The following is a 24,636-nucleotide window of genomic DNA, read 5'->3' on the forward strand; positions in this document are numbered from 1 at the left end:
GTGTGGCCGGGCGATTACCGGCGTCCGGGCGGAAAGTGCTGGTAGCGGCCGGTTTCCGCAGTGCGGGCAAGGGTTTCCGGCGCGGGGGAGTTGTTCGTGAACGGCTCGCCGGGCCGGGCGTGTCGCACTGCCCGGGCGAGTCCCCGGCGGCGCCGGACGACCGACCTTCGGCCCTTGTGCGATGACAAAACCGCGCGCACGCGGTGTCCGCCGTTCGGCTCACCGGCGTTGCTCCGTTCCGGCCGCGGCACCGTGATTACCCACTGCGACGAGTACTGGGCTCACTGCCGACAGTGACCCGGGGTGGGTGAGTTTCATCCCGCCCCGCAGCGTGCGTACCCCCGGTGACCTCGGAAAACCTCGTGTGTACCACGCGTCACATCACTCCCAGTGGTTTACAGCCGTCCCGCGTGTCACACACACTGGGGCTCGCCCAGGTGATCCGGTTCCGCTCTTGGGGAAGAGACGCGGACGGCCGGAGCGCTCCCAGGGCAGGAAAAGAAGAGGGAGTAGAGGATGACGGGCTCCGGGCGGATAGCGGCTCGGGCGGGTGCGATCGTCGCGGCGGCAGCGGTAGCTGCGGTCGGAGCGTTGGGGCTGCTGCACGCGCCCCAGGCGGCGGCAGCGTCTGCCGAGGTGCCGGGCATGGACGTGTCCGGGCACCAGGGCAATGTGGACTGGAAGGGCGCCTGGAACGCGGGCGCGCGCTTCGCCTACGTCAAGGCGACCGAAGGCACCGGGTACCTGAACCCGTACTTCGCGCAGCAGTACAACGGTTCTTACAACGTCGGGATGATCCGCGGCGCGTACCACTTCGCGCGTCCGGACGTGTCCGACGGCGCGACGCAGGCCGACTACTTCGTCGCGCACGGCGGCGGCTGGTCCGCGGACGGCCGCACCATGCCGCCGATGCTGGACATCGAATACAACCCCTACGGCTCGACCTGCTTCGGCCTGTCGCAGTCGGCGATGGTGTCGTGGGTGCGGTCGTTCTCCGAGCGGCTGCACGCGAAAACGTCGCGCTGGCCGATGCTCTACACCACGACCGACTGGTGGAAGACCTGCACCGGCAACTCGAACGCGTTCGGCGACACGCATCCGCTGTTCATCGCCCGGTACGCGCAGAGCGCGGGCCCGCTGCCCTCGGGCTGGCGGTACTACACGGTGTGGCAGTACTCGGATTCCGGCGCCAAGCCCGGCGACCAGGACTCGTTCAACGGTTCGATGGAGCAGCTGATCAAGTTCGCCGGCGGCGAGGCTCCGAAGAGCGAGGCCCCGGCCCCGCCGAAGCCGACGACGTCGACGAAGCCGCCGACTTCGGCCACGCCGACCACGAGCGCGCCGCCGAACTCCTCGGCGACCAAGACTCCGACCAAGACGCCGACGAGTTCGGCCACCACGTCGCCGTCGACGACCACGAAGACGAGCCCGACGACGTCCAGCAGCCCGGCGTCCTCGAGCACCTCGGCGAGCAAGCCGCCGACGTCGACTTCCTCGGCCACGCCGAAGAAGGACATCAGCGGTCTCGTCTGGGCGGGCGGCAAGCAGGCGAACCCGCCGGGGTCGCTGTCGGATGCCAAACACGCCGACTCGCTCACCGCCTGGGTCCACGAAGTCGCGAAGGTGACGCCGAAGGCCTCGGCTCCGGAGAAGGTCACGACCAGCCAGCCGACACAGACCTCCGCGCCGGAAGCTTCGCAGCCGAAGCAGCAGGCACTGGCGAAGACCGGCGTGAGCACCCCGCGGCTCGCTGTGTTCGGTGCGGCGCTGCTGGTGTTCGGAGCGATCCTGATGACGCTGTCCCGAATGGTGGCCCGACGCTGAGTGCGGCCGGGTCCGCGACTCCGCGCACGGAGCGCGGGCCCGGCCGTTAGGCTCCCAGCGTGACCACCACTCGACCCGAATTGCGCGGTTTCCCCGGCGCGGTGCTCGTCATCCGCTTCCTGACCGAACTGGCGCTGCTCGCCGGTCTCGCGGTCGCCGGTGCGCGGCTCGGCGGGAATGTGTTCCTCGACATCCTGGCGGCAGTGCTGTGGCCGGCGCTGGCGGCGGTGATCTGGGGGCTCGTGATCGCGCCCCGGGCGAAGCGGCGCAGTCCGGAGCCGACGCGGTTTTTCCTGGAGTTCGGGCTGTTCGCGGTGGCCGCGCTCGGGCTGATCGCGTCCGGGTTGCTGGTCGCGGGGATCGTGCTCGGCGTCGTCGGGATCGCCGTCGCGGTGGCCGTGCGGGTGTGGGCGAAGGACGGCTGAGCGGATTTCCGGCGGGGATCGCTTGTCCGGGCAGTGCCGCGATGCGCGGCTGACCGGTCGTCTGTCCACTTGAGATCGCGCAAGCCGCCTGCCCGCACCGCGCCGAAGTCTCTCGCTGCCGGTCCTGCTTGCGCACGCCGCGCCCGTGGATGAGACTCCCGCTATGCCGAGCCCGTTCAGCGCCGAAACGGCGGAAGCGATCCAGCACGCCCGCCAGCATTCCGTCGGGGATCTCCTGCGGCGCACCGCGTTGCGCCACCCGGACAAGCTCGCGATCGTCTCCGGCGAACGACGCGCGACCTACCGCGAGTTCGACGCGGCGGCCAACCGCTGCGCGCACCGGCTCGCCGAACGCGGCCTCGCGAAGGGCGACCGGCTCGCGCTGCTCAGCCGGAACTGCTGGGAGTACGCGGTGCTCGTGTTCGCCACGGCCAAGCTCGGCGTGGTGCTGGTGCCGGTGAACTTCATGCTCGGCGCGGAGGAGGTCGCGTTCATCCTCGGCCACGCCGGGGTGTCCGGGCTGATCGCCGAGGGCGCGCTGCTCGACACCGCTTCGGAGGCGTTGAAGCGCTCCGGCCGCACCGACGTCGTCCGCGGACGGATCGGCGGCGAGGGCGACTGGGAGAGCGTCGCGGACTGGATCGACCGGCCTGGCGACGAAACCGCCCCGGCGGTGCTGGTCGCGGACGACGATCCGCTGCGGCTGATGTACACCTCCGGCACCGAATCGCGGCCGAAGGGAGTGCTGCTGTCGAGCCGGTCGCTCATCGCGCAGTACGTGTCTTGTGCGATTGACGGCAGCATGACCGGCGACGACATCGAGGTGCATTCCCTGCCGCTCTACCACTGCGCGCAGCTGGACTGTTTCCTGTCGGTCGACGTCTACCTCGGCGCGACGAGCGTGATCCTGCCCGGCCCGGACCCGGCGGCGCTGCTGGCCGCGGTGGAACGCGAACGCGCGACGAAGCTGTTCGCGCCGCCGACGGTGTGGATCTCGCTGCTGCGGCACCCGGCGTTCGACACGACGGACCTGTCCAGCCTGCGGAAGGGCTACTACGGCGCGTCGCCGATGCCCGCCGAAGTGCTGCGCGAGCTCTCGCGGCGGCTGCCGGACGTGCAGCTGTGGAACTTCTACGGCCAGACCGAAATGGCCCCGCTGGCCACGATCCTGCGCCCGCACGAACAGCTCGCGAAGGCGGGTTCGGCGGGCCGGGCGTCGATCAACGTCGAGACCCGGATCGTCGACGAGGACGGCCGCGAGCTGCCGCCCGGCGAGGTCGGCGAGATCGTGCACCGCAGTCCGCACGCGACGCTCGGCTACTACGAGGACGAGGAGAAAACCGCCGCGGCCTTCGAGGGCGGCTGGTTCCATTCGGGCGACCTCGGCGTGCTCGACGACGAGGGCTATCTGTCGGTCGTGGACCGGAAGAAGGACATGATCAAGACCGGCGGCGAGAACGTCGCGAGCCGTGAGGTCGAGGAAGCGCTGTACCTGCTCGACGGGATCGCCGAGGTCGCCGTGTTCGGGGTCTCGCACCCGCACTGGATCGAGGCGGTCACGGCGGCGATCGTGCCGCGCGAGGGGGCCACGCTCACCGAAGCCGAGGTACTCGCGCACGCCCGCGAACACCTGGCGGGCTACAAGTGCCCGAAGTACGTGGTGTTCGTGGACGCGCTGCCGAAGAACCCGAGCGGGAAGATCGTCAAGCGCGCGCTGCGGGAAGGACACGCGGCACTGGCGCAGGGATGATTCCCGCGGGAAAATGAGCTGTGTTCCTGACGATCGGCAGCGAGACTGGGCCGATGATCCGTCTCGCTGAGTCGCCCCGTCTTGTCCTGCCCACGGTTGAGGTGCGGACGTCGTACCTCGTCGGCGAGCAGGTGGACTGCCTGCTCGAAGGCCGCCCGACGGAGTGGCTGGACGCGGCGAGCGCCGACTTCGCCGAGTTCGTCGCCGCGCGGCGCGGGGTGCTGCCGCGATGGGGAGTGCCTTCCACGCTTTTCTGGTACGTCTCCGGCGAGTACTACCTGGGCACTTTGGTCGTCCGGCACGAACTCACCGCCGACCTCGCCGAGGCGGGCGGCCACATCGGGTACCACGTGGTGCCCCCGTGGCGCGGACAAGGCCACGCCACGCGAATGCTGACGGCCGGGCTAGCGGAGTGCCGCCGCCTCGGGCTCGACCGCGTGCTGCTGACCTGCGAGACGGACAACGAGCGTTCCCGCCGGGCGATCCTCTCGAACGGCGGCGTGGCGGACGGCCGGAGACGCGGCGAGGACCGGTTCTGGATCGAGCTCGGCTCGGACGCCGCCGCGTAGCCGATCAGCGGATGCGTCCCGCTCGGGCGCGCGCTGCGCGAGGGGCACGCCGGACTGGCGCAGGCGTGACGTTTCTGGGTCGGTGCCCGGTCGTCGGTCGTGAGGGGAACCCTGAGGGACTCTGCTTCCGTCAGGGTTCCCCTCACGGACAGTCGCAGCGCCGGACCGGGCACCGTCGGCACCGCGCCTGCTGTGGGAAAGCCCCAATGCGGCATTGGGTGCGTGCGACGCACCCAATGCCGCATTGGGGCGCTGGCCCGACATTCGCGGTCCCCGGCCCGCACGGCCGCAGTCAAGCCACTGGAGCAGCCACCTCGCTGCGAAGCCGAACCGCCGCTGTCGTACTCAGCTTTGGCCTGTCACCGTCCCGAGAAGTCCGTGAGGGCCACCTTCACGGACTCTGATTCCGTCAGGGTTCCCCTCACGGACCCGAAGATCAGGCGAGCGTGGCCCCGTAAGCGGCGAGCACCGGCGGCAACGGCTGGAAGAAGCTGACCTGGTTGTTCCCGCCGGACAGCACCCCGTACCCGACCCCGGCGTAGAACAACGGGCCGCCGCTGTCGCCCGCCCCGACCGGGATGTCGGTGGCGATCGTGCCGACGACCTGCTTGCCGTCGCCGAAGTTCACGGTCTGGTTGAGGCCCAAGACCTTTCCGCAGGTCTTCTTCGTGGTCATGCCGCTCCGGCACACCAGCTGTCCCACCGCCGGGGTGCCCGCGCGCAGGATCCGCTGGGTGCCGCCGTCGTAGAGGTCGACCTGGCTGTGCCCGGAACCGGACGGGTTCTCGACGCGGCCGTAATCGGTCACCGGGAAGTGGCTGTCCACGTTGCGGCCGATGTCTTTCCAGTCGAGCCCGTGCTCGGTGCAGTGCCCGGCGGTGAGGATGTACCGGACCTCCTTGACGAGGATCGCGAACCCGGCGGAGCAGTAGTACGGCTCGCGGCCGGGCCCCGGCGACACGGTGTACATCGCGTCGCCGCCGTTCACCGCCGCGGTGACCGCCGAGGCGGGAGGGCTGACCAGCAGGGCGGCCGCGGCCGCGGCGATCAGCACTCCGGTCAGCTTGCGGCGCGAGCAGCGAGACATCGGCAGGTCCTTCCGTCCACATGAGACTGGCTACGTCCGGCCAGTCCAGCGCCGAGCGGGCGGACGCACAAACGGAGTCAGCCGACGGTCCCGGGAGTGCCTCCGAACGGGTGACAACAACACTGGCCGGACGTCTGTCCGCACGGCACACTGACCCGGGCCGCGCGACTGCCGGTGACCTGCGCGAACAGTGCGAACTCCAGGGGGAGGTGCGAAGTCGGCGATGTCTCACGATCCGGGACGGGCACCGCCGTCGTGGTGAATTTCCTTCAGGTTCTTTACTGTCACGTCGTCAAGTAACGCTGATCTGCATAGGGAACCGTTGTCCGACATCCTGTCCCCGGGCGGTGCCGGGGTCCCGGCGGCCGCACCGGCCTCCCGGAACCTGTGGCGCGCGCTGCGGCACGACCGCTGGGCCCAGGCCAGCGCGGTCGTCATCGTGCTGGTGATCGTCACCGCTCTAGCGGCTCCTCTGCTCGCCCTGATCGAGGGCCAGGATCCGTACACGTACCACACTGAACTGCTCAATCCGGCCGACGGCACCGGCGCGGGATTCCTCGGCGGGATCAGCGGAAGCCACTGGTTCGGCGTCGAACCGCTGACCGGGCGGGACCTCTTCGCGGTCGTCGCGTACGGCGCGCGGACGTCGTTCCTGATCGGGCTCGCCGCGACCGCGGTGTCGATGCTGCTGGGCGTGCTGCTCGGGGCGAGCGCCGGGTACGTCGGCGGCTGGTGGGACACCGTGGTGAGCCGGGTGACCGACGTGCTTCTCGGGTTCCCGCAGCTGATCTTCATGATCGCGCTCGGCGCGGTCGCCCCGCAGTCGATCCCCCGGCCGCTGCTGCTGATCGCGGTGATCGGCCTGTTCGGCTGGCCGCGCGTGGCCCGAGTGGTCCGCGCGCAGACGCTGAGCCTGCGCAACCGCGACTTCGTGAAGGCGGCCCGTGCGCTCGGCGCGGGCGGCGCGCACGTGTTCCGCCGCGAGCTGCTGCCGAACCTGTGGGCGCCGATCATCGTGCTGGCGACGGTGAGCATCCCGGCCAACATCGGCCTGGAAGCGGCACTGTCGTTCCTCGGCGTCGGCATCCCGCCGCCGACACCGAGCTGGGGCCGGTCCATCAGCGACGCGATCAACTGGGTGCAGACAGATCCGATGTTCCTCATTTTCCCCGGCGCCGCGCTCTTCATCGCGACGCTGGCGTTCAACATGCTCGGCGACGGGCTGCGCGACGCGCTCGACCCGAAGACGGCGGTGCGCCGGTGAACCGCACTCTGCGTTTCGTGGGCGTCCGCCTGCTGGGCATGCTCGGCGTGCTGCTCGTGGTCAGCTTCGGCACCTTCGCGGTGTTCTACCTGCTGCCCACCGACCCGGCGTTCATGTCCTGCGGCAAGCCGTGCACGCCGGAGAACCTGGCGCTGGCGCGGGAGTTCATGGGCTTCGACAAGCCGTGGATCCAGCAGTACTTCGACTTCCTCGGCGGCATCTTCACCGGCCGCACGTTCGGCACCGGCGTGACCGCGATCGTCTGCTCCGCGCCCTGCTTCGGGTATTCGTTCCAGCAGAGCGAACCCGTGCTGGCGCTGATCGGGGACCGGTTGCCGATCACGGTTTCGCTGGCCATCGGCGCGTCGGTGATCTGGCTGATCGCCGGCGTCGCGACCGGCGTGTTCTCGGCGCTGCGCCGAGGCAAGTTCGCCGACCGGGCCGCGATGACGGTGACGCTCGCCGGGGTGTCCGCGCCCGCGTATCTTGTGGGGCTGCTGGGAATTCTGCTGTTCGGCTTCACGCTCGACGTGGTGCCGGTGAGCGGTTACGTGACCTTCGCGCAGAGCCCGGTCGACTGGGCTTGGCACCTCGTGCTGCCGTGGCTGGTGCTGGCGTTCATCAACGCCGCGGTGTACGCCCGGCTCTCGCGCGGCCAGATGCTCGAAATCATGGGCGAGGACTTCATCCGCACCGCGCGGGCGGTCGGCCTGCCGGAACGGACCGTCGTCGGGAAATACGCGCTGCGCAACGTGTTGCTGCCGGTCGTGACGGTGTTCGCGGTCGACCTCGGCGCGCTGCTCGGCGGCGCGGTGATCACCGAGCGGGTGTTCGCGCTGCCCGGTCTCGGCGGGCTGCTCGTCGACGCCGTGCACCAGGTGGACCTGCCGGTGCTGATGGGCGTCAGCCTGTTCGCCGCCTTCTTCGTCGTCCTCGCGAACTTCGCGGTGGACGTGCTCTACGGGGTCCTCGACCCCCGTGCTCGGCTCGGTTCTTGAGAAAGGGAACGGAAAAACCATGGATCGCAGGGACTTCCTGAAGGCGCTGGGCATCACCGCCACGGTCACCGGGGCAGGGGCGTTCCTCGCCGCGTGCAACGCGAACGAGCAGTCCGCCGGCGGGGGCGCGGTCGAGGCGGCGTCCGGCGGGACGCTGTACATCCTCAGCGACACCACGTCGCAGCACCTCGACCCGGCGAAGAGCCAGAACCTGGCGATCACCACGATCAGCCTGATCCACCGGCGGCTCACCGCGTGGAAGACCGCCGAGGACGGCCCGGCCACCGTGGTCCCGGACCTCGCCACCGACACCGGCCGGGCGAGCGCGGACGGCAAGACCTGGACGTACACGCTCAAGGACGGCCTGAAGATGGCCGACGGCACGCCGATCACCAGCGCCGAGATCAAGTACGGCATCGAGCGGTCGTTCGACTCCGCGTTCTCCGGCGGCCTGAGCTACCACAAGAACCTGCTCGCCGGCGGCCCGGACTACAAGGGCCCGTTCAAGGGCGGCGAACTGGCGTCGATCGAGACGCCGGACCCGAAGACGATCGTGTTCCGCCTGGCCCGCCCGTACGGCGACTGGCCGTGGATCGCGAGCATGCCCGCGTTCGCCCCGGTGCCGAAGGGCAAGGGCACCGACGCGACCTACGACACGAAGCCGGTCGCGTCCGGTCCGTACCAGGTCGAGTCGTACCAGAAGGGCGTGCAGGTCAAGTTCGTCCGGAACCCGAACTGGGACGGCAAGACCGACCTGGCGCGCACCGGCCTGCCGGACGCGGTCGTGATCCAGATGGGCCAGGACACCGGCGTCGTCGCGAAGCGGCTGCTGGCCAGCCAGGGCAACGACGCGTTCGCGTTCGGCTCGTCGTTCGTGAACCCGGCGCAGCTGGCGCAGATCCGCACGAACCCGGCGGCGAAGAACCAGCTCGTCACGTCGAAGTCCGGCGCGCTGGCCTACCTCGCGCTGAACACCAAGCGCGGCCCGTTGGCCAATCCCAAGGTGCGCCAGGCGTTCCAGTACGCCGTGGACAAGACCGCCTACCAGGTCGCCGCCGCGGGCAGCGCGGATCTGGCCGGTCCGATCGCCACGACGCTGATCACCGAGGGCATCGCCGGGCGCGAGGCGTACGACCTCTACCCGGCCCCGCCGAACGGCGACGTCGCGAAGGCGAAGCAGCTGCTCGCCGAGGCGGGCTTCCCGAACGGCATCGACAACCTGGACTTCCCGGTGTCGACGGCGAACAACGAGGCGGACAAGGCGCAGGCGATCCAGGCCGCGCTGCAGCGGGCCGGGATCCGCACGAAACTGCGCCCGCTCGACGACGAGGCGTGGACGACGCTGGTCACCGGCAACGACGGCAACTACGACCTGACCCTCGGCTCGTGGCAGCCGGACTTTCCGAGCGCCAACGCCAACATCGAACCGCTGTTCGGCACCTCGGAGATCGGCAACGGCGGCTACAACGAGGCGCGCTACTCGGTGCCCGAGGTGGACGCGCTGATCGCGCAGGCGCAGGGCACGGTCGACCCGGCCGCGGCCGGGAAGCTGTGGGCGAAAGCGGACAAGCGGATCATGCAGGACTCGCCGGTGATCCCGCTGATCTACACGCGCAACTCGTTCCTGCACGGCGCGAAGGTCGGCAATTTCGCGATCGGCGCGTTCCCGGCGTACCCGAACTACCTCCAGATGGGCCTGGCGAAGTAATCCCGTGTCCGAGCAGCTGCTGTCCCTGCGCGACGTCTCGATCCGGTTCGGCGACACCGCCGCGGTGCGCGAGGTGGGCTTCGAGGTGAACCCCGGCGAGGTCGTCGCCCTCGTCGGGGAATCCGGTTCCGGCAAGTCGGTCACCGCGCTGTCGCTGCTCGGCCTGCTGCCGGACACCGCGACGGTGACCGGCTCCGCGGTGCTCGACGGCCGCGACCTGTACACAGTGGACGGTCCGGCGCTGCGCGCGGTGCGCGGCGGCGAGATCGGCATGGTGTTCCAGGAGCCGATGAGCGCGCTGAACCCGGTGTTCCGGATCGGCACGCAGCTCGTGGACGCGGTCCGGGCGCATCGCAAGGTGTCCCGGGCGGTGGCGCGGGAACGGGCCCGGGAGCTGCTGGAGCTCGTGGAGCTGGACGCGCGGCGCGTGCTGCGGGCCTACCCGCACGAGCTGTCCGGCGGGCAGCTGCAGCGGGTCGTCATCGCGATCGCGCTGATCCACGACCCGAAGCTGCTGATCGCGGACGAGCCGACCACCGCGCTGGACGTCACCGTGCAAGCCGGGATCCTGCAGCTGCTGCGGTCGCTGCGGGACCGGCTCGGCACGGCGATCCTGCTGGTGACCCACGACATGGGCGTCGTCGCGGACGTCGCGGACCGGGCCGTGGTGCTGCGGGAGGGCCGGGTCGTCGAGCAGAACACCGCGGCCGGGCTGTTCGCCTCGCCGCGAGCCGACTACACCCGGGAACTGCTGGATTCGGTGCTGTCGCTGGGCTCCGCTCCCGCGGGTGCGGTGCGGCCGACGTCGGCTCCGCTGGTTTCGGTGACGGATCTGGCGGTGACCTACCGGGTCGGCGGCGGCGCTCCGCCAGTGCGCGCGGTCGACGGTGTGTCCCTGACCATCGGGACGGACGAGGTGCTCGGCCTCGTCGGCGAGTCCGGTTCGGGCAAGAGCACGATCTCGTCCGTGCTCACCGGCTTAGTCTCGCCGTCGGCGGGCACCGTGCAGGTCGCCGGCGTGGATATCGCGCGGGCGTCGGCCCGGCAGCGGCGGGAGATCCGGCGGCAGATCGGGATCGTGTTCCAGAACCCGGCCTCCGCGCTCAACCCGCGCGCGACGATCGGCGCGAGCATCGCCGAGCCGTTGGTGGTGCACGGCGAACGCGGCGAACACCGGGAGCGCGTCGCGGAACTTCTCTCCGCCGTGCGCCTGGATCCGAGCTGGAGCGGCCGGTACCCGCATGAGCTGTCCGGCGGGCAACGGCAGCGGGTCGGGATCGCGCGGGCATTGGCGCTGCGGCCGCGGCTCCTGATCGCGGACGAGCCGACGAGCGCGTTGGACGTCTCGGTGCAGGCCTCGGTGCTCGACCTGCTGGCGGACCTGCAACGGGAGCTGGCGTTCGCGTGCCTGTTCATCAGCCACGACCTGGCGGTGGTGGAGCGGGTCGCGGACCGGGTCGTCGTGCTGCATCACGGCAAGGTGGTCGAGGAGGGCCCGGTGGCGTCGGTGCTGGGCTCGCCGCGGGAGGACTACACGCGGCGGCTGGTCGCGGCGGCGCCGGTCGCGGACCCGGAACGGCAGCGGGAACGCCGCGAGGCCTGGCGCGCGCTGTCCGGCTGACCGATGAGTTTTCGGGTCGCCCGGAGTCGGTACCGGGAAACCGACACGGAAGGCACGACATGGGAAAGCTGCTGTACTCCGCCGCGATGTCGCTGGACGGGTACATCGCCGGGCCGGGCGGGGACATGGGGTGGCTCGCGCCCTACACCGGGGACGCCTCGGCGGACGAACTGGCCGCCGAGGTCGGCGCGCTGCTGGTCGGCCGCCGGACCTTCTCCGGCGACGACCCCTATCGCGGCACCGAGGCCGAGGGCAAGGCTTTCGGCGGCTTGTGGGACGGGCCGCAGGTGGTGCTGACGCGGGGTGTCGCGCCAGCGGTGCCCGGGGTGACGTTCTGCTCGTCGTTGGCTGAAGGCGTCGCGGCAGCTCAGGCGGCGGCGGGGGAGAAGACGGTGAACGTGCTGGGCGCTTCGGTCGGGCGGGCTTGCGTGGAGGCCGGTCTGCTGGACGAGGTCGCGGTGATGGTGATGCCGGTACTGCTCGGCGATGGGGTGCGGTTGTTCGAGCGGGCGGGTTCGCCGGTGCGGTTGGAGTTGCTGGCGCAGGAAGGGACGAGCCTCCGGTACCGCGTGCTGCGGTGAACCGTCAGCGTTCCCCGAACCGGGCGATCGCTTCCAGAACCGCCGTTCCCATCGACGGGCTGCCAGTGTGTCCGGCGTCTTCGATCACGACCAGTTCGGCGTCCGGCCAAGCCTGCGCCAGCTGCCACGCCTTCCGCAGCGGGGCGCTGAGATCGGCCCGCCCGTGGATCAGCACCGCCGGAATGCCATGCAGCAGGTGGATGTCGCGCAGCAACTGGTCGTCCTCGAGCCAGCCGTGGTGGCCGTAGTAGTGCGCGCAGAGACGGGCGAGCGTGATCAGCTCGTCGTCGGTGCCCTCGCTGAACTGGCCGGTGCGGCCGCCGACCCACTCGTGCGAGATCACCGCGTCTTCCCAAGCGCACCAATCCCGCGCGGCGCGCAGCTGCACGGCGCGGTCCGGGCTGGCCAGGAGCTGCGAATACCCGGCGAGGAGGTCGCCGTCCGGGTCGGGCGCGCCAGCGCGGAACGCTTCCCACTGCGCGGGCAGCAGCCGCCGGATGCCGCGGTAGAGCCAGTCGACCTCGTCCGGCGAGGAGGTGAACGCGGCGACCAGCAGGATGCCGCTGACGCGTTCCGGATGCCGCTGCGCGTAGGCCAGCGCGAGGGTCGCGCCCCAGGAACCGCCGTAGAGCAGCCATTTTTCGACGCCGAGGTGGACGCGCAGCTTCTCCATGTCGGCGATCAGGCGGTCGGTGGTCTGGTGCTCCAGGCTCACCGCCGGGTCCGCGACGTTCGGGGTGCTCCGTCCGCAGCCGCGCTGGTCGAACACGATGACGCGGAACTGCGCCGGGTCGAAGCCGGTCCGGCCGAAGTTGCCGCCGCCTCCGCCGGGGCCGCCGTGCACGGACAGGACCGGTTTGCCCGCGCCGCTGGCGTCCCAGTAGATCTGCTGGCCGTCGCCGACGTCGAGCATGCCGCTGGCGTCGGTTTCGACCGAAAACGGCCGCATCGCGGGCCTCCTCTCCGTGGCGGAAACCCGTCGAGCGTACTGGATCACGCTCGAGGCGGGTCTCCAGCGCCAATGCCGGGAGCTTGAGCCGCGTGACCTCGGCCTGCTGACCGTCCACAAAGGACGACAACGGCACCGGAATGCCCGATGTGGGACCATCTGACCGTTTGCTGAAGTCCGTGAGGGGAACCCTGAGGGAATCAGAGTCCCTCAGGGTTCCCCTCACGGACGCCTGGGCCCGCCCAGATCCTTCGACCTGGGCATCTTGCACGCGGAGCGTGCAACCGCATCGGCAGCGCCGCCTTGAGTCCCTGGCATGGGACCACTGCCCGGCGTCCGTGACCGGGGCCGCGGCCCACCGCGACCCGCCCTCACCCGGATCGAGCCAGCCGAGTTGGGGAGACACGGCAGCAGTGCGTCCACATCACAACCTTGAGTTCCCGGCATCGGGTTTACAGCGCGGACCGGGGGTCCCTAGGATCTGCGGCGCCGGAAGTGCCGCGGACGCGCGGCCCCGGCGGGGTGGAGGTCTGGATGGGGAACCCGGAGTCCGGCAGCGACCTCGAGTCGGTCGCGAATCTCGTGCGGCTGTCCGAGACGGCGCCGATGCCCCGGATCGACGGCAGCGAACCCCCGCCGCTGGTGCGCCGCCGGGCCGAGAGCGCCGCGGAAACGACCTCGGCGTTCGGCGGGGTCCTCGACGTTTCGACCGGTTCGCCGGCCGAACAGCTCGCCAAACGCGGCCCGCTGCCCGCGGCGGATCCGCCCGCGCAGACCGCGCCTCCGGCCGAGCGACGGCCCGTGCGCTACGGCGTCTTCGCCGGGGCGGCAGTAGTGCTGTGCGCGGGGCTGGGCTCGTGGGCGTTGTGGCCGTCGGCGTCCGGCGGGACCGGCCCGCAGCCGGTGCAGCCGCCACCCGCTCCGGTTCATACTTCGTCGTCGGCGCCGCCCGCGGTGAGCACGCTGAGTGCGTCCCCGGCCCCGGCCAGCGGCCAGGTGCGCGACACGATCGTCCGGGCCAGCAGCCGTCCCGCGACGACCGCGCCGCCGCCGCGCGTCCAGCCGACGCAGAACCCGCGGCAGGACGGCGGAGACCAGCCGCGCGACCCGATGGGAGACGCGTTCCGCTCGGCGGTCAGCTCGTACATGGAGCACTGGGGCGGCGACAACGGCGACAACGGCGACCAGCCGCGTCGCTGGCACGGCTGAGCGGCGGCAGTACTACTCTGAGTAGGTCACTGCCGACCGACTGCTCCGCGAGGTGTCCATGACCGGCCCGTCGTCCCCGTTGTCGCCCAGCCAGGTGCCGGTGGGGGTGGACCCGAACCGCCCGAGCATCGCGCGGATCTACGACGGGTTCCTCGGCGGGAGCCACCACTACGAGGTGGACCGCGCGGTGATGGAGAAAATCAGCACGGCGGTGCCCGAGGCGGTGCACATCGCGCGCGGCAACCGCGGCTTCCACAACCGCGTGCTGCGGATGCTGGCGAGCCAGACCGACATCCGCCAGTTCCTCGACTGCGGTTCCGGCCTGCCGACGGCCGAGAACACCCACCAGATCGTGCAGCGCTACCACCGCGACGCGCACGTGGTGTACGTCGACAACGACCCGGTGGTGCTCGCGCACGGCCGCGCGCTGCTGGAGGACAACGACTTCACGCACATGGTCGAGGCCGACATCTTCGAGCCGCAGGCGGTGCTGCAGCACGAAACGGTGCGCGAATATCTCGACTTCTCGGAGCCGATCGCGCTCCTGCACATCGGCACGATGCACCACTACGAGGGCGACGGCGCGGTCGACGTGATGCGCGAGTACATCGACGCCCTCGCGCCCGGTTCGTATGTCGCGATGGCGCATTTCTACGACCCCGAGGTGCCGGAGCTGACGGCGGTGGCGAAGCGGATCGAGGAGATCCTCGTGTCCGGCCCGCTGGGCGCGGGGCGGTTCCGGACGCGGGCGGAGATCGAGGCGATGCTGCCCGGTCTGGAGCTTCTCCCGCCGAGCCGGACGGACGGGCCTGGTCTGTCGGTCGCGGACGAGTGGTGGCAGGACGGGCCCCGCCTGAAGCCGCTGAGCGACGCGGCCCGATGTGTCGCGGGCGTGGTGGGCCGGAAGGTCTAAGCCGTGGTCGGCTGGGGGATTTCCGCGGCCGGCGCGGGTTGCCGACGGGCGATGAGATACCCGACGAACCCGAAACCGATCAGCACCGCCAAGGTTCCGGCCGTGAACAGCTCGAAGGTCAGCCGCGACACACCCCACGTCGCCTCGAAGTCGTACGGCACCCCGAGTGCCCGGTCGAGCACCCCGGGCACCACCGTCTGCCAAGCGCCGAGCAGGATCCACGCGTAGATCAGCACCGAACTCACCCACAGGCCGACCCGTCCGCCCGGCACCCGGAACGGACGCTCGACCGACGGGTATTTCCGCCGCAGCACCAGGATTGTCGGGAAGATCAGCAAGTACGACAAGAGCAACGTGCTCACCGCGATGTTGAGCACCACCGCGAACACCGCCGAAGCCGAACTGCTCTGCACGATCGTCGCCACCACAGTGAACACAGTCGCGACCACGCCGGAGAGCAGGTTGACCCGCAACGGCGTGTTCAGCTTCGGATGAAAAGCCCCGAACCACCGCGGAAACGCACCGTCGACGGCGGCCATCGCCTGAATGCGGTCCGAAGCGATCATCCACGAGCAGCCCTGGTTCAGCAGGACGAAGACGAACACGACAGCGGCGAGCGTCAGCATCGCGCCCGAAGCGCCGCCGTACACAGAGAACACCTGCCGCACCGCGTCGAGGAAACCGCCGAGCCCGTTGATCTTGTCCGCGGGCATCACCAGCACGATGCCGAACACCGGCACCAGGTAACACAAGGCCGACACCAAGCCCGAAACGCCGACGGTGACCGGGACATCGCGCCGTGGGTTGTGCATCTCCTCGGCGGCGCCATTGGGCGCCTCAAAACCCACTAGGGCGAACATCAAAACCGGGACTACGGCGAGGAATCCGCCGATGGTCGGCGAGAAGGCCAGCGAGCCGTGGACGCCATGGCGGGCCGCATAGATCGCCGCGGTGACCGCGAAGAGCACCACGAGACCGACCTTCAGCAGCGCCCCGGCGGCGATGAACCACTTCCCGTACCGCAGGCTCACCACCGCGCCGAGGATCGCCAGCCAGATGAAAACCAGCTTGAACGCGTAGTCCGCGAACCCGCCCGGCGAAGCGGGAACCAGATACTGCTGCCAGGTCGCCGCGGCGAGGAAGGTGATCGATCCGCCCAGCCACACCGGGTTGGTGATCCAGTACAGCAGCGTGCCGAGCGCGGCGGGCAGCTTCCCGAAGGCGAGCCGCAGCCAGACGAACGGCCCGCCTTCGGCCGGGAACGCGCTCCCCAGTTCGGCCATGACCAGCCCGTACGGGAACAGGAACAGCACCAGGAGCACGGCGGTCCAGGTGACCGCCTCCGCCCCCGAGGTCGCGATCTGGCCGATGGTGTCCACCGAGATGATGGCCGCGATCGCGAGGAAGATCGAGTCGATCCGGCGCAGATTCCGCCGCAGGTTTCCGGATTCGCTGTTGACGAAGGTGGGTTCGGACACGCTTCACCGCCTTTGGTGAATCGGGAGGGGGGAGGAGTCAGGCTTCGGTGTTCTCCAGGTCTTCCTTGTGCAGCAACGGAGTTCCGACGGTCTCGCGCATCGAAAACGCGGCGATGAGACCGACCGCCGCCGCGACCATCAGGTACGGCCCGGGCACGAGAGTGCTGCCGGTAGCGGAAATCAGGACCGTCATCAGGTACGGCACGGTGCCGGCGAACAGCGCGGCGGTGATGTTGTACGCGATCGAGAGTCCGCTTTGCCGGGTGCGCGTCGGGAAGATCTCCGCGGACCACACCGCGTAGGTGCCGAGGATCGCCGCCAGGATGGCGCCGAGCGCGAGCCCGCCGATCCAGGTGCCGACGAGCCCGGTGCGCATCAGCAGGTACGCGGGAGTGGCGAGGACGAACAGCGCGATGCCCGCGCCGATCAGGATGGGCCGTCGGCCGACTCGGTCGGAAAGGCGGCCGAAGAACGGTACGAGGAACAGCCCCACGAGCGAGATCACCGTGGACAGTGCCGCCGCGCTGCCGGACGAGTGGCCGAGGTAGTCGGTTTCGTAGGTGACCAGGTAGGTGAGCACGGCGTAGAACGGCACGTGCATCATGGTCATCAAGCCAGCGGCTTGGAGCAGCTGCTTCTTGTTGTGGCGGAACAGTTCCCGGACCGGGCTGCGGGGCACGTTGTCGGTCGCTTCGAGCGCCCGGTACTCGGGGGTGTCCTCGATCTTGCTGCGGATGACGAACCCGATGATGCCGAGCGGCGCGGCGATCAGGAACGGGACGCGCCAGCCCCACGACGCCAGCTGCGCGTCCGTCAGGCCGACCGACAGCAGCAGGAACACGAACGAACCGGCGAGGAATCCCAGCAGCGAACCGACTTCCAGCCAGCTGACGCCGAACCCGCGACGCCGGCGCGGCGCGTACTCGGCCAGGAAGCTCGCCGCGCTGCCGAACTCGCCGCCCGCCGCGAGGCCCTGCAGCAGGCGCAGCAGCACCAGCAGGATCGGGGCCGCGATGCCGATCGTCGAGTAGCCCGGCAGCAGGCCGATCACCAGGGTCGCGCCGGACATCACGAAGATGACCACCGACAGCGTGCGCTTGCGGCCGATCTTGTCGCCCAGCGGCCCGAAGATCAGCGCGCCGACCGGCCGGATCCCGAACGACACCGCGAACACGCCGAACACCGCGAGCAGCCCGGCGGTCGAGTTCCCCGCCGGGAAGAACACCGACGCGATGGTGCCGGCGAGGTAGGCGTAGGCGGCCCAGTCGAACCAGTGCACGAAGACGCCGACGGCACCGGCCGCGACGCTGCGGCGCAGCGTGGCGGGATCGGCGCTCTGTTCGGCGAGGTCTGGCGCCGGAGAGGCGTCGGGTGCGGTCATGAGTGGCCTCCTTGGACCGGTTCTCCGGGAGGACGCTAAGAGCGGCCCACGGCATCTAACAAGAAGTAATAAGCAAAGCAATGCATCTGTTCGGCTTATGCAGAAGCGCTGAGCTGCGCCGACACGAGGGTCTGACGGCGGCGAAACACAGCGTTCACGTGCGGGACGGCCCGCCGGTGAGGGCTTGCGGGGTGGTCAGCGCGACGACCTGGGCGTCGGTGAGCAGCTGCCGTTCCCGCACCAGTTCCAGTGCCGGACGGCCGGTCTGGTGCGCTTCCAGCGCGAGCGTGCACGCGGTTTCGTAGCCGAGCGCGGGGCTCAACGCGGTGACCAGCCCGGTCGAGGTAGCGACGAGGTCGGCCAAGTGTTCTCTGCGCGCGGTGATGCCGCGTACACACTGCTCGGCGAGCACTCGGGCACCGGCCGTGAGGTGGTCGAGCCCGGCGGTCAGCGCCCGCGCGATGATCGGTTCGAAGGCGTTGAGCTGCAGCTGCCCGCCTTCGGCGGCGAGCGTGATCGTGACGTCGTTGCCGATGACCTCGAAGGCGATCTGGTTGACCGCCTCCGGGATCACGGGGTTGACCTTGCCCGGCATGATCGACGACCCGGCTTGCCGTGCGGGAAGCGTGATCTCGCCGAACCCGGCTTGCGGTCCGGACGAGAGCAACCGGAGATCGTTGCAGATCTTGGACAATTTGACCGCCACGCGTTTGAGCACGCCGGACAGCTGAACGAACACGCCGACGTCCTGCGTCGCCTCGATCAGGTCGGGTGCGGAGACGAGCGTCGTGATCCCGGTCAGCTCGCGCAGGTGCGCAACAGCCCGTTCTCGGTACCCAGGACGCGCGTTGAGGCCGGTGCCGATCGCGGTGCCGCCGAGGTTCAGCTCGTGCAGTAGCAGCCGGGCTTCGGCGAGCCGTTGTTCGTCCTCGCCGAGCGTCGCGGCGAACGCGCCGAATTCTTGGCCGAGTGTCATCGGGACGGCGTCCTGTAGCTGAGTGCGGCCCATCTTGAGGACGTCGGCGAACTCGATCGCCTTGTCCGCGAACGCTTCCCGCAGTCCGGAGAGCGCGGCGAGCAGTTCGGCGAGATGCCGGTCGAGCGCGAGTTTCACCGCGGTGGGGTAGACGTCGTTGGTGCTCTGGCCGAGGTTGACGTGGTCGAGCGGGTGCAGGCGCGCGTAGTCGCCGCGGGCGTGCCCGAGCAGTTCGAGGGCGCGGTTGGCGACGACCTCGTTGGCGTTCATGTTCGTCGAGGTCCCGGCCCCGCCCTGGATGAGGTCGACGACGAACTGGTCGTGCAGGCGGCCGTCCCGGATCTCCGCGCACGCCTGAACGATCGCCGCGGCCCGTTCCGGGGAGAGCGCGCTGACCTCCGCGTTGGCGCGCGCGGCGGCTTCCTTGACGGTGGCCAGCGCGGTGACGAGATGCGGCCGGTCGGCGAGGGTTTCGCGCGTGATGGGGAAGTTGACCAGCGCGCGGGCGGTGTGCGCGCCGTAGTAGACGTCGTCGGGCACGCTGATCTCGCCGAGCATGTCGTGCTCGGAACGGGTGCTGGACATCGGTGTCCTTCCCGGTTCAGGGGGTCAGAAAGTACAGTCCACGCCGGTCCACGCCAGCGCGATCGCTCCGTCGAGCAGGGCCCGTTCCGCCGTGCCGCCGACGCAGTGCGCGGCGAACTCGCGCTGGTGGTTGATCGCGGGCAGCGACCCGATGCCGATGTAGGGATGAATGGCGGGCACGACCTGCGAGACGTTGCCCATGTCGGTCGACGCGCGGTTCATCCGCGAGGCCGTGCCGTCCGGAGCGAACTCGCGGCCGAGTTCGAGGGCGTTGGCGCGATAGGCGGCCAAAGCGTTTTCGTCGGCCCGGAATTCGGCGTACGGCTTGCTTTCCGGCTCCACGCTCAGCTCGCAGCCGGTGGCCAGCGCCCCGGCCTCGAAAGCCCGCATCACGCGTGGCTCCAATGCGGACAGTTCCGCCAGCGTTTCGGCCCGCACATACCACCGGCCGGACGCGTGCTCGGGGATCGCGTTGGGCGCGTCCCCGGCATGCGTGACGATGCCGTGTACCCGCGCCGAGGCCGGAAGTTGCTGCCGCAGAAGGCCGATCGCGACCTGGGCGACGGTGAACGCGTCGGCCGCGTTGATGCCGGCCTCGGGGTAAGCGGCGGCGTGCGCGGACTTCCCGGTGTAGGAGATCTTCGAGTGGCTGACGGCGAACGGCCGCGCTTCGGCGACGTCCACCGGTGCCGGATGCACCATCATCGCCAGGTCTACGCCAGCGAAAGCGCCGCGTTCCAGCAGCTCGATCTTCCCGCCGCCGCCCTCTTCCGCCGGGGTCCCGTAGACCTCGACGGTGATCCCGAGGTCGTCGGCGACCGTCGCGAGTCCCAGTGCGGCACCGATGGAGCTGGCCGCGATGAGATTGTGCCCGCAGGCGTGGCCGAGGCCGGGCAGCGCGTCGTACTCGGCACACAGCGCGATCCGCTGGGGCCCGGAGCCGAAGCTGGCGTGGAACGCGGTGTCCAAGCCGAGGTACTTCGAAGTGACGGCGAATCCGTTCCGGTCGAGCAGCTCCGGTACCGCGGCCGCCGCGCGATGCTCTTCCCACGCGGTCTCCGGATCGGCGTGCAGCCGCTCGGACAGCTGGATCAGCTCGTCGGCATGCCGTTCGACCGCGGCGCGGGCCGCCGCTTTGGGGGCGGCCATCACTCGTCTCCCGGCACGCCGTACGACGGCGCGGCGGCGGGGTTCAGGCCGCGGGTGACGTAGTCGTCGCGCTGGGGGAGCCAGACGTCGACGAGTTCGGCGAGTGCCTCGATCGGCTCGTCCGCCCAGTCCACGCGCAGATCCGTGACCGGCCACTCCGCGGCGGACACCACGACGAGCCCGGCGGACCGCACCGGACCCTCCTCGCCGCCCGCCGCGAGCCCGGCCCGCATCGCCGCGACGAGGCGCTGTTCCAGCTCGCCGGTCGCGTCAGCGAAAGCGTCCGCCATGGACTGGGGGATGTGCTCGCCAGCCAGCATGTTGCCCGCCACGACCACGCCATCCGCCGTCGCCGACGCGTGCGTGCCCAGGGTTTTCGAGCCGCTGTAAGCAAAACCGGGCCCGGTCTGGCCGAGCACGGTCAGCTGCCGGTACTCGATGTGGTCCGCCGACGACGTGACCTCGGCCAGTGCCTTCTCCGGATCCCCGTGTTCGGCGAGCCGGTCCAGCAGCCGCCCGCCGAGCCGCGGGTCGGTGATGTTCTGCGAGGCCGCCGCGCCGAGACCCGGGCGCAGGTGCGCGACACGGGCGACGACTGCGGGGCTGGACGAACTGGCCGCGATGCCGAATCGGACGGTGCCGCCGGACGTGTCGCGGGCGACGATCGAAAAGGTCACTTCTCCTCCTCCGGGATCACCGCGATGGCGTCGATCTCGCACAGCCATTCCGGCCGGGCGAGCGCGGACACGACCACGCCGGTCGAGATCGGGTGCACGCCCTTGGTCCAGCGCCCGACGGTGCGGTAAACGGCCTCGCGGTAGCGCGGGTCGACCAGGTAGATCGTGAGCTTGACCAGGTGTTCCATCCGGCTGCCCGCTTCTTCGAGCAGCATCCCGATGTTCGCCATCGCCTGCTCGGCCTGCGCGGCGACGTCGCCGATCCCGACCGATTCGCTCGTGTCGAGGTCCTGCCCGATCTGGCCGCGGACGTAGACCGTGCCGTTGGCGACGACGGCCTGGCAGAGGTCGTTGTCGAGGTTCTGCTCCGGGTAGGTGTCCCGCGTGTTGAACGGGCGGATGCGACGGTGGACAGTCACTGCGTGGCCTTCCCTGCGGCGGTCGTCGGACGCCTCAGCCTGACCGCGCGGCCGAGGTTCTGTCCAGTAGATCTTTCCGGACCAATGCATCTGTTCTGCTGATGCACTCTGCATCGGGAAATCAGATCTTGAGTGCCGGAAACATCTGTTGGACACGAGCAGTGCGGGCCGTGAGGATCCGGGGAGACGGCGCTGAACCGCGCTGAAGCCGGAGCGGAGGTCTGGGATGTCGAGCGAACAGGTGGAGGCCCTCGTCGTGGGCGGGGGACAGGCCGGCCTGGCGATGAGCGAGCACCTGAGCGAGTGCGGGGTGCCGCACGTGGTCCTCGAACGGAACCGGATCGCCGAACGCTGGCGCTCGCAGCGGTGGGACTCGCTCGTCGCGAACGGCCCCGCGTGGCACGACCGGTTCCCCGGCCTGGAATTCCCGGACGTGGCCCCGGGCGAGTTCGCGTCGAAGGACCAGGTCGCGGACTATTTCGCGGCGTACGCGGAGAAGATCGCCGCGCCGGTCCGCACCGGAGTCGAGGTGACGTCCGTGCGGCGGCACGAGGGCAGGCCCGGATTCCGCGTCGAAACCTCGGACGGAACCGTCGACGCCCGGTTCGTCATCGCCGCGACCGGCCCGTTCCAGCGCCCGGTGATCCCGCCGATCGTGCCCGCCGACGCCGGTCCCGCGCAGCTGCACTCCAGCGGCTACCGCAATCCCGGGCAGCTCCCCGAAGGCGCGGTCTTGGTGGTCGGCGCGGGCTCGTCGGGCGTGCAGATCGCCGAGGAACTCCGCCGCGCCGGACGCGAGGTGTACCTGTCCGTCGGCCCGCACGACCGCCCGCCGCGCAGCTACCGCGACCGCGATTTCTGCTGGTGGCTGGGCGTTCTGGGCAAGTGGGACGCCGAAACGCCGCCCGCCGGGGCGGAACACGTGACCATCGCGGTCAGCGGCGCGCGCGGCGGGCACACCGTGGACTTCCGCGCGCTGGCCGGGCTCGGCATCACGCTGGTCGGCATGACCGGCGCGTATGCCGACGGCAAGCTCAGCTTCGCGACGGACCTGGCGAAGAACATCGCGGCGGGCGACGAGAATTACCTTGCCCTGCTTGACGAAGCCGACGCTTATGCGGCGCGCAACGGACTCGACCTGCCGGAGGAACCGTCCGCCCGTGAGCTGGGCCCGGACCCGGAGTGCGTCACCGATCCGGTGCTGGAACTGGATCTGGCAGCGGCTGGGGTGACGTCGATCGTGTGGGCGACCGGCTTCGCGGTCGACTACAGCTGGCTGCGGGTCGACGCCTTCGACGAGAACGGACGGCCGAAGCACCGCCGCGGGGTGTCGGTGGAGCCTGGGGTGTACTTCATCGGCCTGCCGTGGCTGGCGCGGCGGGGGTCGAGTTTCATCTGGGGGGTGTGGCACGACGCGAAGTTCGTGGCCGACCACGTGGCGATTCAGCGCGGGTACCAGAGCCACTCCGCGACCGCGGACAGCCAGCGATCCGGTGCCCTGGAATGAATCCGGTGCCCGACGCCGATCGTCACCGTTTTCGCCTCCGGTAGTGCCTGTTCGAGCAACGCGTACCGGGATTGGTCGAGGTGACTCCGCGGCCCGCCCGCCAGGATCAGCGTCGGGGCGGTGATCGACGCGAGGCCGGTCCACCACTCGGGCTGAGGAGCGCGAAGGCCGGCGAGCACGTCCCTCGTCATCGCCGGGTCGAACTGCTTGCGGCGGAGGAAGGCGAGCGCGCGCAGGGCGGTCCGGCGTCGCGACGGCGGCAGGTCGCCGGCGTCGCGCGGGGGCACCGGCATCTCTTCGAGCACCAGCCGCTCGATTCGGTCCGGTTGTTCCGCGGCCACCGTGGACGCGACGAACGCGCCGAGCGAATGCCCGGCGAGCGTGAACCGCGCGAGCCCGTCGAGCGAGCGCAGGACCTCGTCCCGGAACGACGTCAGGGGATAGGACTGGAGCCGTTCGCCGCCGCGATGGCCAGGCAATGCCGGGGTGTGCAGGCGGAACCCGAGTTCGGCCAGCCCGGGCCGCAGCGGATCCCACGTTGCCGGGCCGCTCGCGGCGGCGTGCAGGCAGACCAGGTCTTTCACGGACAGGCCACGACCTGGCCCGCCCACGAGAGACCGCCGCCGAAGGCGAAGAGCAGCACCGGTCCGCCCGGCGGCAGCTCGCCGCGCGAGACCATTGTGGACAGTGCGAGCGGGACGGACGCCGCCGACGTGTTCCCCGAGTCGACCACGTCCCGGCCGATCACCACGTCCTCGCGCAGGTCGAGCCGGCCGGTCAGCGCCTCGACGATGCGCAGGTTGGCCTGGTGGGTGACGACTCCGGCCAGGTCGGTGGTGGCGATGCCCGCGCGGCGGCAGGCCTCCGCCGCGACGGCGGGCAGTTCCTGCGTGGCCCAGCGGAACACCGCCTGGCCGTCCTGGGCGAACGCGGGCCGCCATTCGTCCACGAGCCGGACCAGGTTCCTGCGTGCCGGGTCGGAGCCCCAGACGACCGGCCCGACCGCCGGGACGTCGGCCGCGCTGAGCACGGCCGCGCCCGCGCCGTCGCCGAGCAGGACGCAGGTGCCGCGGTCGGTCCAGTCGGTGACGTCGGACATTTTCTCCGCGCCGACGACCAGCGCGTGCCGGGCGGCTCCGGCCTGGACGGCGTGGTCGGCGGTGGCCAGCGCGGTGCAGAAGCCGGCGCAGCCGTTGTTGAGGTCGAAACAGACCGGGGCCGGGATGCCCAAGCGGCCCGCGACCTGAGCGGCGATCGACGGGCAGCGGTCGATCGCGCTGCAGGTGGCGACGGTGACCAGGCCGATGTCGCCCGGTTCGAGACCGGCCGCGGCGAGTGCCTTCGCCGCGGCCTCGGTGGCCAGATCGGCGACCGAGCCGTCCGCGATGTGCCGGGTGGCGATGCCGGTGCGGCGGCGGATCCACTCGTCGGTCGTGTCGACCATGCCTTCCAGGTCGGTGTTGGTCAGAACGCGGGCGGGCCGGTGGTGGCCGAGCGCGGTGACGCGGGAGCCGGGCATCTGTCCCTCCTCAAGGTCTGATCGCACTATAGCGACCGATCGTTCGT

22 protein-coding genes are annotated in these 24,636 nt (G+C 70.4%); 12 read left to right on the plus strand and 10 right to left on the minus strand.

All coding sequences use genetic code 11. The features are described 5' to 3' along the window. Positions 1-516 precede the first annotated feature (516 nt). The 4 genes from ACFORO_RS24170 to ACFORO_RS24185 all read left to right on the plus strand — a co-directional run bounded on the left by ACFORO_RS24170 (position 517) and on the right by ACFORO_RS24185 (position 4,568). The gene (locus tag ACFORO_RS24170; protein ID WP_377875295.1) at positions 517-1,824 is read left to right on the plus strand and encodes a lysozyme; all 1,308 of its coding nucleotides are present in this window, start codon (positions 517-519) and stop codon (positions 1,822-1,824) included. A gap of 59 nt (positions 1,825-1,883) precedes the next feature. Beyond that, positions 1,884-2,249, plus strand: a complete 366-nt coding sequence (locus ACFORO_RS24175) for a YrdB family protein (RefSeq protein ID WP_354734820.1) — start codon at positions 1,884-1,886, stop codon at positions 2,247-2,249. A gap of 163 nt (positions 2,250-2,412) precedes the next feature. Next, on the plus strand, positions 2,413-3,999 hold the full coding sequence (locus ACFORO_RS24180) for an acyl-CoA synthetase (protein ID WP_377875297.1): 1,587 nt from the start codon (positions 2,413-2,415) through the stop codon (positions 3,997-3,999). A gap of 53 nt (positions 4,000-4,052) precedes the next feature. Next, positions 4,053-4,568 carry a GNAT family N-acetyltransferase gene (locus ACFORO_RS24185; protein WP_377875299.1) on the plus strand — a complete coding sequence of 172 codons (516 nt, stop codon included), beginning with the start codon at positions 4,053-4,055 and terminating at the stop codon, positions 4,566-4,568. 436 nt (positions 4,569-5,004) lie between these two features. On the opposite strand, the gene ACFORO_RS24190 is transcribed toward ACFORO_RS24185, so the two are convergent. Continuing rightward, positions 5,005-5,655 carry a S1 family peptidase gene (locus ACFORO_RS24190; protein WP_354734817.1) on the minus strand — a complete coding sequence of 217 codons (651 nt, stop codon included), beginning with the start codon at positions 5,653-5,655 and terminating at the stop codon, positions 5,005-5,007. 322 nt (positions 5,656-5,977) lie between these two features. Here ACFORO_RS24190 and ACFORO_RS24195 point away from each other — a divergent pair, with 322 nt between their 5' ends. The 5 genes from ACFORO_RS24195 to ACFORO_RS24215 are packed head-to-tail and all read left to right on the plus strand — an operon-like array spanning position 5,978 to position 11,827. Beyond that, a complete protein-coding gene (locus tag ACFORO_RS24195) occupies positions 5,978-6,919 on the plus strand; it encodes an ABC transporter permease (RefSeq protein ID WP_377875302.1) in 942 nt (313 codons plus the stop codon). After that, positions 6,916-7,917, plus strand: a complete 1,002-nt coding sequence (locus ACFORO_RS24200) for an ABC transporter permease (RefSeq protein WP_354734815.1) — start codon at positions 6,916-6,918, stop codon at positions 7,915-7,917. Before ACFORO_RS24195 ends, ACFORO_RS24200 begins: the two co-directional genes overlap by 4 nt. A gap of 19 nt (positions 7,918-7,936) precedes the next feature. Further along, positions 7,937-9,625, plus strand: coding sequence for an ABC transporter substrate-binding protein (locus ACFORO_RS24205; protein ID WP_377875304.1), 1,689 nt, complete (start codon positions 7,937-7,939; stop codon positions 9,623-9,625). Positions 9,626-9,629: 4 nt separating this feature from the next. After that, positions 9,630-11,246: a dipeptide ABC transporter ATP-binding protein gene (locus ACFORO_RS24210; protein WP_377875306.1), complete on the plus strand. Its 1,617-nt coding sequence runs from the start codon at positions 9,630-9,632 to the stop codon at positions 11,244-11,246. A gap of 59 nt (positions 11,247-11,305) precedes the next feature. Beyond that, complete coding sequence (locus tag ACFORO_RS24215; RefSeq protein ID WP_377896632.1) at positions 11,306-11,827, plus strand: dihydrofolate reductase family protein; 522 nt, start codon at positions 11,306-11,308, stop codon at positions 11,825-11,827. Positions 11,828-11,831: 4 nt separating this feature from the next. Here the strand turns inward: ACFORO_RS24215 and pip are convergent, their stop codons facing one another. Beyond that, the gene (gene pip, locus ACFORO_RS24220; protein ID WP_377875310.1) at positions 11,832-12,776 is read right to left on the minus strand and encodes a prolyl aminopeptidase; all 945 of its coding nucleotides are present in this window, start codon (positions 12,774-12,776) and stop codon (positions 11,832-11,834) included. Between the two features lie 534 nt (positions 12,777-13,310). Between pip and ACFORO_RS24225 the strand changes: the two genes are divergently transcribed. Together ACFORO_RS24225 and ACFORO_RS24230 are read left to right on the plus strand one after the other, a co-directional pair. Next, the gene (locus ACFORO_RS24225; RefSeq protein WP_377875312.1) at positions 13,311-13,985 is read left to right on the plus strand and encodes a hypothetical protein; all 675 of its coding nucleotides are present in this window, start codon (positions 13,311-13,313) and stop codon (positions 13,983-13,985) included. A gap of 58 nt (positions 13,986-14,043) precedes the next feature. Further along, positions 14,044-14,898 carry an SAM-dependent methyltransferase gene (locus ACFORO_RS24230; RefSeq protein ID WP_354734809.1) on the plus strand — a complete coding sequence of 285 codons (855 nt, stop codon included), beginning with the start codon at positions 14,044-14,046 and terminating at the stop codon, positions 14,896-14,898. On the opposite strand, the gene ACFORO_RS24235 is transcribed toward ACFORO_RS24230, so the two are convergent. The 6 genes from ACFORO_RS24235 to ACFORO_RS24260 all read right to left on the minus strand — a co-directional run bounded on the left by ACFORO_RS24235 (position 14,895) and on the right by ACFORO_RS24260 (position 21,563). Further along, complete coding sequence (locus tag ACFORO_RS24235) at positions 14,895-16,376, minus strand: APC family permease (RefSeq protein ID WP_377875315.1); 1,482 nt, start codon at positions 16,374-16,376, stop codon at positions 14,895-14,897. The two genes, ACFORO_RS24230 and ACFORO_RS24235, sit on opposite strands and share 4 nt — an antisense overlap. A gap of 37 nt (positions 16,377-16,413) precedes the next feature. Then, on the minus strand, positions 16,414-17,757 hold the full coding sequence (locus ACFORO_RS24240; RefSeq protein WP_354734807.1) for an MFS transporter: 1,344 nt from the start codon (positions 17,755-17,757) through the stop codon (positions 16,414-16,416). Between the two features lie 154 nt (positions 17,758-17,911). After that, positions 17,912-19,318, minus strand: coding sequence for an aspartate ammonia-lyase (locus ACFORO_RS24245; RefSeq protein WP_377875317.1), 1,407 nt, complete (start codon positions 19,316-19,318; stop codon positions 17,912-17,914). A gap of 24 nt (positions 19,319-19,342) precedes the next feature. Further along, positions 19,343-20,467, minus strand: a complete 1,125-nt coding sequence (locus ACFORO_RS24250) for a M20 family metallopeptidase (RefSeq protein WP_377875319.1) — start codon at positions 20,465-20,467, stop codon at positions 19,343-19,345. Continuing rightward, positions 20,467-21,144 (minus strand): DUF1028 domain-containing protein, encoded by a 678-nt coding sequence (locus tag ACFORO_RS24255; protein WP_377875321.1) that lies wholly within the window; start codon positions 21,142-21,144, stop codon positions 20,467-20,469. Before ACFORO_RS24255 ends, ACFORO_RS24250 begins: the two co-directional genes overlap by 1 nt. After that, complete coding sequence (locus tag ACFORO_RS24260) at positions 21,141-21,563, minus strand: RidA family protein (protein ID WP_354734803.1); 423 nt, start codon at positions 21,561-21,563, stop codon at positions 21,141-21,143. The genes ACFORO_RS24255 and ACFORO_RS24260 overlap by 4 nt, the downstream gene beginning before the upstream one ends. Positions 21,564-21,789: 226 nt before the next feature. Between ACFORO_RS24260 and ACFORO_RS24265 the strand changes: the two genes are divergently transcribed. Next, a complete protein-coding gene (locus tag ACFORO_RS24265; protein ID WP_377875324.1) occupies positions 21,790-23,070 on the plus strand; it encodes a flavin-containing monooxygenase in 1,281 nt (426 codons plus the stop codon). Here the strand turns inward: ACFORO_RS24265 and ACFORO_RS24270 are convergent. Together ACFORO_RS24270 and ACFORO_RS24275 are read right to left on the minus strand one after the other, a co-directional pair. Further along, entirely contained in the window at positions 23,007-23,654 is a 648-nt protein-coding gene (locus tag ACFORO_RS24270; protein WP_377875326.1) for an alpha/beta fold hydrolase, read from the minus strand. The two genes, ACFORO_RS24265 and ACFORO_RS24270, sit on opposite strands and share 64 nt — an antisense overlap. After that, positions 23,651-24,589 carry a beta-ketoacyl-ACP synthase III gene (locus tag ACFORO_RS24275; RefSeq protein WP_377875328.1) on the minus strand — a complete coding sequence of 313 codons (939 nt, stop codon included), beginning with the start codon at positions 24,587-24,589 and terminating at the stop codon, positions 23,651-23,653. The genes ACFORO_RS24270 and ACFORO_RS24275 overlap by 4 nt, the downstream gene beginning before the upstream one ends. Positions 24,590-24,636: the final 47 nt, after the last annotated feature.

The organism is Amycolatopsis halotolerans, assembly GCF_042647905.1.
Classification (GTDB): Bacteria; Actinomycetota; Actinomycetes; order Mycobacteriales; family Pseudonocardiaceae; genus Amycolatopsis; species Amycolatopsis halotolerans.

Bases quoted from the DNA above. Each gene is read 5' to 3' on its own strand.
- ACFORO_RS24170 (WP_377875295.1), top strand. From the start codon at position 517: ATGACGGGCTCCGGGCGGATAGCGGCTCGGGCGGGTGCGATCGTCGCG.
- ACFORO_RS24180 (WP_377875297.1), top strand. From the start codon at position 2,413: ATGCCGAGCCCGTTCAGCGCCGAAACGGCGGAAGCGATCCAGCACGCC.
- ACFORO_RS24185 (WP_377875299.1), top strand. From the start codon at position 4,053: ATGATCCGTCTCGCTGAGTCGCCCCGTCTTGTCCTGCCCACGGTTGAG.
- ACFORO_RS24190 (WP_354734817.1), bottom strand. From the start codon at position 5,655: ATGTCTCGCTGCTCGCGCCGCAAGCTGACCGGAGTGCTGATCGCCGCG.
- ACFORO_RS24205 (WP_377875304.1), top strand. From the start codon at position 7,937: ATGGATCGCAGGGACTTCCTGAAGGCGCTGGGCATCACCGCCACGGTC.
- ACFORO_RS24215 (WP_377896632.1), top strand. From the start codon at position 11,306: ATGGGAAAGCTGCTGTACTCCGCCGCGATGTCGCTGGACGGGTACATC.
- pip (WP_377875310.1), bottom strand. From the start codon at position 12,776: ATGCGGCCGTTTTCGGTCGAAACCGACGCCAGCGGCATGCTCGACGTC.
- ACFORO_RS24225 (WP_377875312.1), top strand. From the start codon at position 13,311: ATGGGGAACCCGGAGTCCGGCAGCGACCTCGAGTCGGTCGCGAATCTC.
- ACFORO_RS24230 (WP_354734809.1), top strand. From the start codon at position 14,044: ATGACCGGCCCGTCGTCCCCGTTGTCGCCCAGCCAGGTGCCGGTGGGG.
- ACFORO_RS24240 (WP_354734807.1), bottom strand. From the start codon at position 17,757: ATGACCGCACCCGACGCCTCTCCGGCGCCAGACCTCGCCGAACAGAGC.
- ACFORO_RS24245 (WP_377875317.1), bottom strand. From the start codon at position 19,318: ATGTCCAGCACCCGTTCCGAGCACGACATGCTCGGCGAGATCAGCGTG.
- ACFORO_RS24250 (WP_377875319.1), bottom strand. From the start codon at position 20,467: ATGGCCGCCCCCAAAGCGGCGGCCCGCGCCGCGGTCGAACGGCATGCC.
- ACFORO_RS24265 (WP_377875324.1), top strand. From the start codon at position 21,790: ATGTCGAGCGAACAGGTGGAGGCCCTCGTCGTGGGCGGGGGACAGGCC.
- ACFORO_RS24275 (WP_377875328.1), bottom strand. From the start codon at position 24,589: ATGCCCGGCTCCCGCGTCACCGCGCTCGGCCACCACCGGCCCGCCCGC.